The 13,680-nt window shown below is 23.0% G+C and carries 11 protein-coding genes and 1 pseudogene; 6 read left to right on the top strand and 6 right to left on the bottom strand.

Annotation, left to right across the window (positions count from 1 at the left end; genetic code table 11):
- Positions 1 to 80 precede the first annotated feature (80 nt).
- Both yciA and sppA read left to right on the top strand, forming a co-directional pair.
- Complete coding sequence (gene yciA, locus APCICONF2801_RS00905; RefSeq protein WP_075431887.1) at positions 81 to 491, top strand: acyl-CoA thioester hydrolase YciA; 411 nt, start codon at positions 81 to 83, stop codon at positions 489 to 491.
- Between the two features lie 393 nt (positions 492 to 884).
- The gene (sppA, locus tag APCICONF2801_RS00900; protein ID WP_082252724.1) at positions 885 to 2,753 is read left to right on the top strand and encodes a signal peptide peptidase SppA; all 1,869 of its coding nucleotides are present in this window, start codon (positions 885 to 887) and stop codon (positions 2,751 to 2,753) included.
- A 158-nt stretch (positions 2,754 to 2,911) separates the two neighbouring features.
- Here the strand turns inward: sppA and lipA are convergent, their stop codons facing one another.
- The 6 genes from lipA to mnmA all read right to left on the bottom strand — a co-directional run bounded on the left by lipA (position 2,912) and on the right by mnmA (position 9,547).
- Positions 2,912 to 3,823, bottom strand: coding sequence for a lipoyl synthase (lipA, locus tag APCICONF2801_RS00895; RefSeq protein ID WP_075431885.1), 912 nt, complete (start codon positions 3,821 to 3,823; stop codon positions 2,912 to 2,914).
- A 92-nt stretch (positions 3,824 to 3,915) separates the two neighbouring features.
- Complete coding sequence (gene lipB, locus APCICONF2801_RS00890; protein WP_075431884.1) at positions 3,916 to 4,557, bottom strand: lipoyl(octanoyl) transferase LipB; 642 nt, start codon at positions 4,555 to 4,557, stop codon at positions 3,916 to 3,918.
- Positions 4,558 to 4,633: 76 nt separating this feature from the next.
- Positions 4,634 to 5,302: a YchE family NAAT transporter gene (locus APCICONF2801_RS00885; RefSeq protein ID WP_075431882.1), complete on the bottom strand. Its 669-nt coding sequence runs from the start codon at positions 5,300 to 5,302 to the stop codon at positions 4,634 to 4,636.
- Between the two features lie 107 nt (positions 5,303 to 5,409).
- Entirely contained in the window at positions 5,410 to 7,356 is a 1,947-nt protein-coding gene (locus APCICONF2801_RS00880; protein ID WP_075431880.1) for an exoribonuclease II, read from the bottom strand.
- Between the two features lie 152 nt (positions 7,357 to 7,508).
- Positions 7,509 to 8,294, bottom strand: coding sequence for an enoyl-ACP reductase FabI (locus APCICONF2801_RS00875; protein ID WP_075431878.1), 786 nt, complete (start codon positions 8,292 to 8,294; stop codon positions 7,509 to 7,511).
- Between the two features lie 122 nt (positions 8,295 to 8,416).
- The gene (gene mnmA, locus APCICONF2801_RS00870; protein ID WP_082252723.1) at positions 8,417 to 9,547 is read right to left on the bottom strand and encodes a tRNA 2-thiouridine(34) synthase MnmA; all 1,131 of its coding nucleotides are present in this window, start codon (positions 9,545 to 9,547) and stop codon (positions 8,417 to 8,419) included.
- Positions 9,548 to 9,894: 347 nt separating this feature from the next.
- Between mnmA and lepA the strand changes: the two genes are divergently transcribed.
- The 4 genes and pseudogenes from lepA to APCICONF2801_RS00850 all read left to right on the top strand — a co-directional run bounded on the left by lepA (position 9,895) and on the right by APCICONF2801_RS00850 (position 13,663).
- Entirely contained in the window at positions 9,895 to 11,688 is a 1,794-nt protein-coding gene (gene lepA / locus APCICONF2801_RS00865; RefSeq protein WP_075431876.1) for a translation elongation factor 4, read from the top strand.
- Between the two features lie 190 nt (positions 11,689 to 11,878).
- A pseudogene (gene lepB / locus APCICONF2801_RS00860) lies at positions 11,879 to 12,622 on the top strand (signal peptidase I); the annotation flags it as partial.
- Between the two features lie 97 nt (positions 12,623 to 12,719).
- A complete protein-coding gene (gene rnc, locus APCICONF2801_RS00855; RefSeq protein ID WP_075431874.1) occupies positions 12,720 to 13,400 on the top strand; it encodes a ribonuclease III in 681 nt (226 codons plus the stop codon).
- A gap of 5 nt (positions 13,401 to 13,405) precedes the next feature.
- Positions 13,406 to 13,663: a GTPase gene (locus APCICONF2801_RS00850; RefSeq protein WP_082252721.1), complete on the top strand. Its 258-nt coding sequence runs from the start codon at positions 13,406 to 13,408 to the stop codon at positions 13,661 to 13,663.
- The last annotated feature ends 17 nt before the right edge of the window (positions 13,664 to 13,680 follow it).

The raw sequence follows: 13,680 nt of genomic DNA, 5'->3' as shown, positions 1-13,680 counted from the left end.
TAAAAGAAAAAATATTTATAAAAAAATAAAAATTTGCAAAAAAATAAATAAATTTTCTACAATAAAAGAGTGGATTACATGTGAAAAAAAAAAATAATATTCAATCTCAAAAAAATTTAATGTTAAAAACATTAGTTATGCCGTCAAAAAAAAATATGAATGGAAATATCTTTGGAGGGTGGATTATGTCTCAAATGGATATTGGAGGAGCTATTTTAGCAAAAGAAATCTCTGGAAATAAAGTATCTACAGTACATGTAAAATATATAAATTTTTTAAAACCTATCTTTGCAGGTGATTTAGTTTTCTGTTATGCTAAATGTCTTTGTATTGGAAATACATCTATGACTATAAAAATTGAAATATGGACCAAAAAAATATCTAAAGAAAGTTTTGGAGCTTATTATTGTGTAGCGGAAGCAGTATTCATTTATGTCTCCTTAAATAAAAAAGGTCAACCAAAAACTTTACCTGCTATGAGTATTTTATAAAAATTATCTTTTTTATATATAAAAAAATTATTCATCATTATCAACAACATTATCTTTAAAAATAAAAAAAAACAATTTTAATTATTAATATATAAAAAAATAATAAAAGATATAACCATTATGGTGAAAAATTAAATAATAAAACTCTTTTATAAAAGAAAAATTTATTAAATAAAAAAATTTTATCTTTATTTGTCAATCTTCATTTTTTCTAAAAATTATTAAAAATAATATGTAAAATAAAGAAAATAAAAACAAAAACTATTAAATCATTTAAAAAAAATATAAAAATTATTTAAAGTTTTATAATTATATATAACAAAATAAATGTTATATATTTTAATATAATATTTATATATTATAAAATATATTAAATATTAGGATGTGAATCATATGAAAGTTTTTTTGAAAAAAATGATAAAACTATTTCAATGTCTTTATTGGATCTTTAATGTATTAAGGAAAATATTATTAAATATTTTATTTCTTTTTCTTATTATGGGAATTGGATTATGGATATATTCACAAAAAAATAATTCTGCTATATTATATCATCCAAATTATAATAGTGCTTTAATTATTAATTTAAATGAAAAAATAAAAGAACAAGAATTAGCTAATCAATATATAAAAAACAATCTTTACAATAAATTACGTTTTTTATATGATGAAAATACAAAAAACTCAGTATTTGAAATAGTTCAAAAAATTCGACAGGCTAAAAAAGACCCTAAAATTACTGGTTTAATATTAAAAATGCATAGTACATTTACTAGCAATCAAGTCATTTTATCTTATATTGGAAAAGCTCTACAAGAATTTAAAAAATCTGGAAAAGCTATTTATGCTATAGGTTTTCAATATACACAAAGTCAATATTATTTAGCTAGCTTTGCTAAAAAAATTTTTTTATTACCTCATGGAAAAATTAAATTATATGGATTTTCTAGTAAACAATTATATTTTAAAAAATTTCTAAATACATGCAAAGTACATCTGCACATATTTCGTATTGGAAAATATAAATCCGCTGTAGAACCTTTTTTGCGCAACCAACCCTCTAATTTAAATAAAAAAATTAATACTCATTGGATGAATGCAATATGGAAAAATTATTTAGAAACGGTTGCAAAAAATAGAAAAACAACAAAAGAAGATATTTTTCCTAAACCTCGAAGAATTATGCACACATTAAAAAAAAACAAAAATACAATAACAAAAATCGCACTAAAAAATCACTTAATTGACAAAATTGACACCTATATTAATATAAATAAATACTTGATTAAAATCTTTGGTAAAAATAAAAACAATAAAAAATTTAATTCTATTAATATCAATAATTATTTTTTAAAAAAAAAAAAAATAACTAAACTGCCCAATAAAATTGCTATTATTTTAGCTAATGGTACTATCGATAATAATCTAAATAATGCTAAAGGTATGAATGTATCATCTATTATAGCACAGATGAAATACGCAAAAAATGATTCAAATATTCGTTCAATTGTTCTTAGAATTAATAGTCCAGGAGGAAATGCGAATATTTCTGAATTACTACGGAAAAAAATATCAATAGTTCGCAAAATAAATAAGCCAATCGTGATTTCTATGGGTAATGTTGCTGCTTCTGGAGGATATTGGATAGCTATGGGTGGAAGTTTTATCATTGCGCATCCTATCACCATTACTGGTTCTATAGGAATTTTTTCTGTTTTACAGACATTTGAAAAAACATTATCCACATTAGGAATTCATAATATTGGTTCAGAAATCTTACCTATAAATAATTTTTATGCATATAATAACTTAACCATTAAAAACAAAAAAATAATGAAAATTAATCTTTGTAAAGGTTATAAAAAATTTGTTAAATTAGTAGCTCATTCACGTCATAGAAGTTTACAACAAATTAACAGAATTGCACAAGGAAGAATTTGGTTAGGAAAAAATGCAAAAAATATAGGATTAATAGATCAATTAGGTGATTTTGATTCTGCTATTATAAAAGCAGCAAAATTAGCAAAATTAAAAAAATACGAAATAGTATGGATAAAAACACCTAATAACTTTCTAACTCACTTAAAATATCAATTATATTTCTTCATACACCAATCTTTTAAGAATGTTGTATTAATATGTTCCCCGGATATGATTCAAAAAATAATTTTTGCTCCATTAAATATTATGTATTCAATTACAAAATATTTTGGAAATAATAAATATTCAGCTCTTTGTTTAAATTATAAAATAAAATATTAACTTTCTTACACATAATATATAAAAACACCAATAAGAAACTTTATTGGTGTTTTTATATATTATGTGTAAGAAAGTTAATATTTTCTATGTTTTTAAATTTCTTACATCTATAAAACAAGAAAAAATTTCAAGAGTATAATGAAAAAATTAAATTTTCATTAAGTCATAATTTGTTGATCAGCATGATAAGAGGAACGTACTAGTGGACCACAAAAGACATGACGAAAACCTAAAGATATTGCATATTTTTGAAAAAGATCAAAATCCTGTGGGGTAATGTATTTTTTAACCGGTAAATGTTTTTTACTTGGTTGCATATACTGACCTATTGTAATAATAGAAACTCCATTCTTTTTTAAATCTTTTAAAACAGAAAAAACTTCATCAGGATATTCTCCTAATCCTAACATTAAACCAGATTTAGTCGGTATATCAGGGCAATATTTCTTAAATGTACGTAATAATGTTAATGAATGTTGATAATTAGCTCCGGGACGAATAATCGAATATAAACGAGGAACGTTTTCAATATTGTGATTAAATACATCTGGTGGACATTTTCTAATAATTTTTAAAGCTATTTTAATATTTTTTCGAAAATCGGGAACTAAAATTTCTACTTTAATATTTTTTATATTACGAATAAAACGTATACAATTATAAAAATGTTTAGCTCCTCCATCATATAAATCATCCCGAGTCACTGAAGTTAACACAACATATTTTAAATTTAATTTCATAATTACATGATATAATTTTTCAGGTTCTTGATCATCAGGAATAATTGGACGACCTTTTATAACAGCACAAAATGGACATTTTCTTGTACAAATAAATCCTAAAATCATAAAAGTCGCCGTACTTCGATTAAAACATTCAGATAAATTAGGACATTGAGCTTCTTCACACACAGAATATAATTTATATTTTCTTAGTAGTAATTTAATATTTTTTACATTTTTTGTAACGACTGGTAAACGAATTCGTAACCAGTCTGGTTTTTTCAAATACTCTATCTTTCTTTTTATTTTATTTTGAGTATATGTAATATCGTGTACTGGTATATTTATTTTTTTTTTTTTTTTATTTTATGATTTTTCATATTTTTATCAACTATATTATTTTATTTTGATATTATATTAATATTAAAAAGAAAAATAATTTAATCATGCTCCATTTTCTTTTTACAATATTTTTTAATTTTAAAATTTTTACAAAAAATTTTTATTAAAACTTCTTTTACAATATTTATTGTAACATGTTTATTATGATGACATACTTGTGTCATTATAATATCTTTTCTTCCGCACGGATTGATATATTTAAATGGAGTTAAGTCCATATTAATATTTAAAGAAGCGCCATGCAAAGAACACCCCTTTATAATACGAAAACCAAGAGAACATATTTTTTGATTATTAATATATACTCCTGGTTGATCTTTTTTAATATGTGCCGTAATAGAAAAAAAAAGAAGTACTTGAATTATGATTTTTTCTATAATATGAATAAAATTTCTAAATTTAATATGATTACGCTTTAGATTTAATAATATATATATTACTAATTGCCCTGGACCATGATACGTAATTTTTCCTCCTCGATTTGAAAAAAAAACCGGTATCTCTTGAATATACTTCAATTTTATTTTTTTTTCTGATAAACCATGAGTGTATACAGGATAATGTTCAACTAACCATAATTCATCAAACGTCCCATCCTTACGATGCTTTGTAAAATGATTCATATTTTCTGATACTTCTAACCAACTACACAAACCTAGATCTCGAATAATAATATGCATATTATAATTTTAAATATAAATATTGATTAAATATAAAAATTTTTAAAATAAAATTAAGTAATGTCAGGTATAAAAATTAAATATAACTAAAAAAAATTGATTTCATACCGTTAAAAATACATTCTACTGCAAGAGCTAATAACAATAAACCCATTATACGATTAATGACTGTAATATAAATTTCATCTATAATAGTAGTAATATATGGAGATATTTTAAAAACTACCCAACAAAAAAAAGAAAAAAAGACAATAACAAAAGAAAAACCAATTAAGTGATAATAATTAGAATACTGCATTCTCCACAAAATCACAGAACTAATAGCACCTGGCCCTGCTATTAATGGCATAGCTAACGGCATAATAGAAATATCTTGTGCAGATAATTTTTTCTGTTTATTTATATTAGAAATATTATTTTTAGATGTAAAACATGATATATTTTTTAATAATGTTCCGTTTATCATAGAGTAAGCGATCGTAAAAATTAATAAACCTCCAGCTATACGGAAGGATTCAATTGATATATTAAAAACGTCTAAAACATAACAACCATAAAATAAAGAAAATAATAAAATAATTAAAGCTGTAAAATTTGCTTTCATATTGGTTTTATTTCTTTCATTATTGGTTTGATTATTCGTTAAACTGATAAAAACCGGAATCATTCCAATTGGATTAATAATTGTAAAAAGACTAATAAAAAATTTGATATATACATATAATTCTGTATTAAAAAAATTCATTGGAAATTCCTAAATGATATGTTTTTTGATAAAATTATAAAAAAAAGTTTTAAATAGTCATATACTATATACATTAAGTTTAAATTATATTTACCTTGAAAACAAGATTAAATTATACTCGCAATAATTGTATTATTTTCTTTTTTAATACTTAATAAACGAACCTTAATAATATCTGTAACATAATAGTAAATCTTATTATGTATGTATACCACACCTAATTCAGTATTAAAAGTTATCTCTGTTTTTAATTGATGTATAAAAGATGCTGGTATAAAAACAAAGGCACCATTATTAATTAAACGTACCTGTATTCCATTTTTAAAAATATCAGTGATGGTAGCTTTTAAGTACTGATTATTTTTATAATATTTGAAAAAAAATTGGACATATAACCATTTCTCTAATTCTTTAACTGCAATGCGATAAAGTCGTCTACGATTTAAAATATGAGTAACAACATCCTGCTCTGGTTTTCTAATATTTTTTAAACCCATAATTACAGATTTTATTAAACGATGATTGATAATATCACTATATTTTCGAATAGGAGATGTCCAAGTCGCATAATAATCTAAACCTAAGGCAAAATGCGCTTGTGGTATTAAACTAAGTTCACCAAAAGCTTGTAGTTTACAAATTCGATTATAAATATAATTATTTGACAAATTTTTTAAATATTTATGTAATTTGCAAAATCCTTTTAACGTCATAATTTCATGAGACTGAACAAAAATGTTATATTTTTTTAAAAAATTAGAAGCAGAGTTAGCATTTACAACATCAAAACCTATATGAGTATTATATAAACCAAAACCTAAAGTATTTTTTAAAAAAAAAGCTGCACATATATTAGCTGTAATCATACACTCTTCTATAATTTTATGCGCTACTCTACGATTTTCAATGAAAATACCTAAAACTTCTTTCTTTTCAGATAAATTAAAACGATATTCTGGATAGTTAGGAAAAATTAATGCATTCTTTTTTCTCCATTTATATCTAATATCATATATTATTTTTAATAATTTTATTTGTTTCTTAATTTTTTTATTTTTAGGTTTCCAAATTCCTAATTTTTCTAACCAATTTGATACATTATCATATGATAACTGACTCTTAGATTGAATATATGCTAAGAAAAATTCTAAATCTTTATATAATATATTTCCTTTCGCATCTATAATAACACGACATGCTAAAACAGGACGAATTTCATTTTGCTTTAAAGAACATAAATCTTCTGATAAAATTTTTGGCAACATAGGTATGTTGAATCCTGGTAAATAATTTGTAAAACTTCTTTTTTTTGCAATATTATCAAGATCAGTATTATTAGATATATATTCAGTGGGATCAGCTATAGCAATAGTTAAAGAATAATTCTCATTTGAAATTTTTTCTACAAAAACTGCGTCATCTATATCTTTTGTATTACTATTATCTATAGTTATAAAATCTAAATGAGTTAAATTTTTACGAATTTTTAGACTATTATTGCGATATATTAAATTATTTTTTTTTATCTCTGGTGAAGATTTTTCTAAATTATATCTAGTTAATACAACATACCATGGAGCTAATGGATTTTCTTTCTGAGCAATAAAATCGATAATTTTTGCTTCAAAAACATTTTTTTGATTTAAACAATGGCTAGTTAATTTTCCAAGAACCCAGTCACCATCTTTTAAAATAGAAGTATTAACAGCACATAAACAATGTAATGACACTCCCTTTAAATAAGGATAAATTGGTTGAAGAAAAATTAAATCATTGATTTTATAAACATTTCCGATAAATTTTTTTAAAAATGGTTCTATCAATTTTTCTGGATATATCATTTTTCGGTTATTTTTTACAATTATACTACCAATAATTTTATCGCCATTCATAACTTTTTTCATATTTTTAGAAGCAATTAAATATTTTTTTTTAGAATCTATTTCTAAAAAACCATAACTTTTAGATGTACTTCTTACAATACCTTCTGCTTTTATATTTTTTTTATTGAATTTTTTTTTTAACTTCATAAGTACAGGGTTATTTTGAAGCATAATAATGTTATTTAATCCTTTTTTATACATAAAAAAATATAAAATTAAAGATTTACATTTAAAATATATATAAAGACTGTATATTAAATTAATATTTTAAAAAAAAATTTTTAAATATCCGTTAAATGTTTTTTAATAAAAATAAGAAAAATTTACGATGGGAACATATTAGAAATACTAAAACCAGAATCAACATATATAATTTGTCCAGTAATACCGCTAGCTAAATCAGAACATAAAAAAGAAGTTACATTACCTATTTCTTTACTGGTCGTGTTTTTTTTTAACGGTGAATAACTCTTATATAATGAAAAAATTTTTTTAAAAAATGGAATCTTATAGGAAGAAGAAGTTTTTATTGGTCCAGATGATACTGCGTTAATCCGAATATTCTTTTTCCCCACACAATATGCTAAATAACGCACATTGGCTTCTAAAGATGCCTTTGCAGGACCTATAACATGATAAAATGGAATATATTTTATAGATCCTAAATATGATAAAGTTACAATAGATGAATTTTCATTTAATAATGGATACAATTCTTTTACTAAAGCTACTAAACTAAAGGAACAAGACTCATGAGTTGCTAAAAAATCCTGACGATTAGCTATTTGAAGATAATTTTCTTGTAATTGTGATAAAGGTACATACGCAACAGCATGTATAATGCCATCAAATTTTTTCCAATGTTGATATAATTTACGCGACAAAATTTTTATCTCAGTATCAGAATTTATATTACACTGTAAAACAATATTAGAATTTAATGTTTTTGCAAAATTTTGAATACGATTTTTTAATTTTTTCCTTTTATAAACAAATGCTAATTCCGCTCCAAATTTATACATAACTTTAGCAATACCCCAGGATATTGAAAAAATGTTAGTAATACCAACTATTAATATTTTTTTTTTTTTAAAAAATGCATAATTAATTTTATACCTATTATATCAAGATACTAATGTTATAAAAGTATCTAAAAAATTAAAAGTTCTCTGTATAAAAAGACTATTTTTTCTAGTGCAAATTATATCTTTTCATTTTAATACAAAGCAATTTATGGTAAATAAGGAAAAATTGATTTAATTACACCTCCACCGATACATTTTTTATTTTGATAAAAAACAGCTGACTGACCTATAGTGACTGATAATAATGGTTTATAAAATAAAATTTTAGTTAATAATCGATTCTTTAAAAATATCACTATACAAGGAACTGCAATCTGACGATATCTAATTTGTACTGTACAATATATGTTGTTTAAAAGATTAATCTTATCAATCCAATTTATTTTTTTAACTAAAATACCAAAAGATAAAAGATAAGGATTACCTTTGCCCTGAACTACGAAAATAATATTTTTAAAAATATCTTTTTTTACAACATACCACGGAAAAACTCCCTTATTTTTTTGTCCACCAATTTTTAATCCTTTTCTTTGACCTATTGTATAATAAGAAAATCCAATATGAAATCCTATATGCTCAGAAGACATAGTTAAAATCTTTCCTATTGATATAGGTATATAACGACTTAAAAAAATAGAAAATTTTTGAGGAGGAATAAAACAAATTCCTGTAGAATCTTTTTTTTTAAAAACACATAAATTTATTTTTTTAGCAATTTTTCTAATTTCTACTTTTTTTTTTTTAGCTAATGGAAATAAAATTTTTGACATAACATCTTGTTTTAAAGTATATAAAAAATAACTTTGATCTTTATTTACATCCATAGCTCGAAAAAGATAATAGTTTAAGTTTATTTTTTTTATAATTGCATAATGTCCAGTAGCTATATAATCCGCTTTTAATATTTCAATGGCAAATTTAAAAAAAACTTTAAATTTTATTTCTTGATTACATAATATATCTGGATTAGGTGTATTTCCTTTTTTATATTCCTTAACAAATTTTATAAATACCTTTTCCCAATATTCTGTAGAAAAATTTATTACATGTAAATAAATACCAAGTGTTTTGCAAACATGACGCGCATCTTCTAAATCTTTTCGTGCAGCACAATATTCTTTAGTATCATCTTCTTCCCAATTCTTCATAAATAAACCTTCTACATGATATTTTTTTTTCAATAAAAACCACGCAGAAACAGATGAATCCACTCCTCCCGACATAGCTAAAATAACTTTTTTATTTTTTTTCATAAATTGCTCATGCTTAAAAATCATCTATACCTTGATTTTTTTTTTAAAAATATAACAAATGGAAAAAAAAATATAAATTTTTAATGATATATAATCAGGAATATCAATATAATACGATCTTTAAAAAATAAATAAAAAAAAATTTATTTTTTAGTAAAATAAATCTAATTAATAATCAAAATATTCAATATTTATTGAAAAAATATTTTCCAATATAAAAATTATTTTTTAATTTTAACACAAAAATTTTTATCGGTATAAAAATATATAAAGAAATATGATATTATTAACTAAAAAATATAAAAAATTAAAAATAAAAAATAAAGATAACTCTTTTTAAAAACAATCTACAATAACGAGAAACAAAATCTATGAAAAATATAAGAAACTTTTCTATTATTGCCCATGTAGATCATGGTAAATCAACGTTATCTGATAGATTAATACAAATTTGTGGCGGTTTATCACCAAGAGAAATGTCTTCGCAAGTTCTTGATTCCATGGATTTAGAACGTGAACGCGGAATTACTATTAAAGCACAAAGCGTAATGATTAAATATCAAGCTAAAAATAAAAAAAATTATTTTTTAAACTTTATCGATACACCGGGTCATGTAAATTTCTCTTATGAAGTATCTAGATCATTATCAGCATGTGAAGGCGTTTTACTTGTTGTTGATGCAGCTCAAGGAGTAGAAGCTCAAACTATTGCTAATTGTCGAAGCGCACTAAATTTAAATTTAAAAATTCTACCTGTATTAAATAAAATTGATTTACCAAATGCCAATCCAGTTAAAGTAACTCAAGATATTCAAAATATTATAGGAATATCTATGGAAGATGCAATTAAATGCTCAGCAAAAACAGGATTTGGCATTTTACAATTATTAGAAAAAATCATTGAAAAAATTCCCGCTCCCAAAGGGAGTAAAGAAAATCCCTTACAGGCTTTAATAATTGATTCTTGGTTTGATAAGTATTTAGGTGTAGTTTCTTTAATCCGTATTAAAAATGGTTGCATCGCAATTAAAGATAAAATTAAAATCGTAAATTCTCAAAACATTTATCAAGTTGAAAAATTAGGTATATTTACTCCAAAAAGAAAAATAAAAAAGATGTTATCATGTGGCGAAGTAGGCTGGATTATTTGTGGTATTAAAAATATTTCTTCTTTAGTAGTCGGAGAAACAATTACCTCATATAATAAACCAGCCCAAAAAGCTTTACCAAAATTTAAAAAAATTAAACCAAAAATTTATGCTGGTTTTTTTCCAAAACATCCTGATCAATTTCCATATTTTAAAGACGCTTTAATGAAATTACAATTAAATGATACAGCTCTATATTATGAACCAGACAATTCAAAAGTATTAGGTTTAGGATTTAGATGTGGATTTTTAGGGCTATTACATCTAGAAATTATTCAATCACGTTTAGAACGTGAGTATAGTATTAACTTAATTATTACATCTCCTACAGTAGGATACGAAATTATCTTAAATAATAAAAAAAAAATATATATTGATAATCCAACTAAACTCCCTTCTCTGAATTTAATTAAAAAAATTCGTGAACCAATTGCGGACTGTATTATTATTACTCCAATCAAATATATTGGTAACGTGATGCAATTATGTAAAAAAAACAGAGGAAAACAAAAAAGTTTAATATATCATGAGACGCAAACTGTGATATCATATGAAATCCCTTTATCTGAACTTGTTTTAAATTTTTTTGATAAATTAAAATCTGTTTCAAGTGGATATGCGTCTCTAGAATATAAATTTAAAAAATTTAAAACAAGTGAACTCTTAAAAATAGATATTTTTATTAATTTAATAAAGTTAGACGCTTTATCAACTATAACTCATAAAAATAAAATACAAGATCAAGCTAAAAGTATTATTCAAAATATAAAAAAATTTATGCCCAGACATCAGTTTGATATTTCTATACAAGCAAAAATATCAAATAAAGTTATTGCCCGTGAAACTATCAAACAACTTAGAAAAAATGTTATTGCAAAATGTTATGGAGGTGATGTTAGTCGTAAAAAGAAATTATTACAGAAACAAAAAAAAGGTAAGAAAAAAATGAAAAATTTTGGATCGGTAAGTATTCCACCAGAAATCTTTTCTTCTATTCTAGCAATAAATAAAAAATAAACAAAAAAAAGGTAAAAAAAATGCGTTTATTCATTATAAAATTATTAATTTTATCAACAATAAGTACTGGTATTTTATGGATTTTTAATCATATATATCAAATATATTACACATATTATATATCAAGAAATAATGATGATCTTCATATTTTTAAAAAAAAAAATATTTAAAAAATGCTTCTAAATTTTTTCCTATTCTTTTTTTTATTACTATAATGCGATTATTTTGTTATGAACCGTTTCATATACCTTCAAATTCAATGAATCCGACATTATTAACTGGTGACTTTATATTAGTTAATAAATTTTTATATGGAATCAAAAACCCCATTAATAATCATGTTTGGATCAAAAATAATCTTCCAAAAAGAAACGATGTTATCGTTTTTTCATATTCTATAAACAAAAATATAAATTATATAAAACGTATTATCGGTCTACCTGGAGATATCATTGAATATAATCCATTTACTAAAAAATTATATATAATAGAAAAAAATACGCAAATCAAATCTTTTATAAATCATAATTATTCTAATAAAATAATTGTTACATCTAAGTCTTTTAAAAAAAATGATAAGAATTTACAAAAAAATAACAATAATAGAACATATCATTCAATAATTGTTGATTGTTATGTAGAAAAAATAAAAAATCAGAAACATAATATAATATTATTACATGGAGTAAAGAATTATTCGTTTTTATATTATAAAAAATTATGTGGTGTAAAAAGAAGATGGATAATACCTGAAAAAAAATATTTTGTAATGGGTGATAATAGAGATAAAAGTATGGATAGTCGACTTTTAGGATTAGTATCTGAAAAGAATATTATAGGAAAAGCTCAATACATTTGGTTAAGTATTAATCAATATACAAAAACATGGTTTCAAAAAATACGTTTTGATAGAATATTTCACAAAATTAAATAAATTTTAATAAATATTATTTAAAAAATTTTTAAAAATATTGATTAAATCTATCGTTTAAATTAAATTTTAATTTTTACCTTTATTTCATTAGGATAATATGAATTCGATAGTAATAGATAAATTACAAAAATTTATAGGATATAAATTCACAAATATATCCTTATTACATCATGCATTAACACATAGGAGCGCTAGCATTAAACATAATGAAAGATTAGAATTCTTAGGCGATTCTATATTAAGTTTTATCATTGCAAAAGCATTATATCATCATTTTCCAGAAGCAAATGAAGGTGATATGAGCCGTATGAGAGCTACATTAGTACGTGGAAATACATTAGCAGAAATTGCATATGAGTTTTCTTTAGGAAACTATTTACAATTAGGTCAAGGAGAACAAAAAAGCGGAGGTTTTAAACGAGAATCTATATTAGCTAATACCATTGAAGCTATTATTGCTAGTATTTTTTTAGATAGCAATATATATACTGTAGAAAAAATAGTTTTACAATGGTATAAATATCGTTTTAAGAAAATCAACCCTTTTAGTATACAAAAAGATCCTAAGACAAGATTACAAGAATATTTACAAGCAAAACACTTTCCTTTACCATTATATAATATAGGAAAAATATATGGAGAAGCTCATAATCAAGTATTTACAATTACTTGTAAAATCAATGGAATACATGATATATTAATTGGCATTGGTTCTAGTAGAAGAAAAGCAGAACAAAATGCTGCTCAGAATGCATTAATTAAAATGGAAATTGAATAAAATATATGAATAAAGAAAAAAAATATTGTGGTCATGTACTCTTAGTAGGACGAACTAATGTAGGAAAATCAACAATTTTAAATAAAATAGTAAAAAAAAATATTTCTATAACCTCTAATAAATCGAATACTACAAAAGAACATATTATTGGTATTCACACTACTGATACCATTCAATCTATTTTAATAGATTCTCCGGGACTAAAAAAAAATAAAAATAGTTTTTTAGAAAAAAAAAAAACAGAAATACATATCAATATTTAAAAAAAGCAAATGTTGTT

The sequence above is a fragment of the Buchnera aphidicola (Cinara confinis) genome (genome assembly GCF_900128735.1).
GTDB classification, from domain to species: domain Bacteria; phylum Pseudomonadota; class Gammaproteobacteria; order Enterobacterales; family Enterobacteriaceae; genus Buchnera_F; species Buchnera_F aphidicola_L.
The sequence above is the reverse complement of the archived record's forward strand: the minus strand, read 5'-3'. Positions and strand labels throughout refer to the sequence as shown.

What these genes read in the sequence shown, in the direction of transcription:
- sppA (WP_082252724.1), top strand. Translation starts at nt 885, where the DNA reads ATGAAAGTTTTTTTGAAAAAAATGATAAAACTATTTCAATGTCTTTAT.
- lipB (WP_075431884.1), bottom strand. Translation starts at nt 4,557, where the DNA reads ATGCATATTATTATTCGAGATCTAGGTTTGTGTAGTTGGTTAGAAGTA.
- APCICONF2801_RS00885 (WP_075431882.1), bottom strand. Translation starts at nt 5,302, where the DNA reads ATGAATTTTTTTAATACAGAATTATATGTATATATCAAATTTTTTATT.
- APCICONF2801_RS00880 (WP_075431880.1), bottom strand. Translation starts at nt 7,356, where the DNA reads ATGCTTCAAAATAACCCTGTACTTATGAAGTTAAAAAAAAAATTCAAT.
- mnmA (WP_082252723.1), bottom strand. Translation starts at nt 9,547, where the DNA reads ATGATTTTTAAGCATGAGCAATTTATGAAAAAAAATAAAAAAGTTATT.
- lepA (WP_075431876.1), top strand. Translation starts at nt 9,895, where the DNA reads ATGAAAAATATAAGAAACTTTTCTATTATTGCCCATGTAGATCATGGT.
- rnc (WP_075431874.1), top strand. Translation starts at nt 12,720, where the DNA reads ATGAATTCGATAGTAATAGATAAATTACAAAAATTTATAGGATATAAA.
- APCICONF2801_RS00850 (WP_082252721.1), top strand. Translation starts at nt 13,406, where the DNA reads ATGAATAAAGAAAAAAAATATTGTGGTCATGTACTCTTAGTAGGACGA.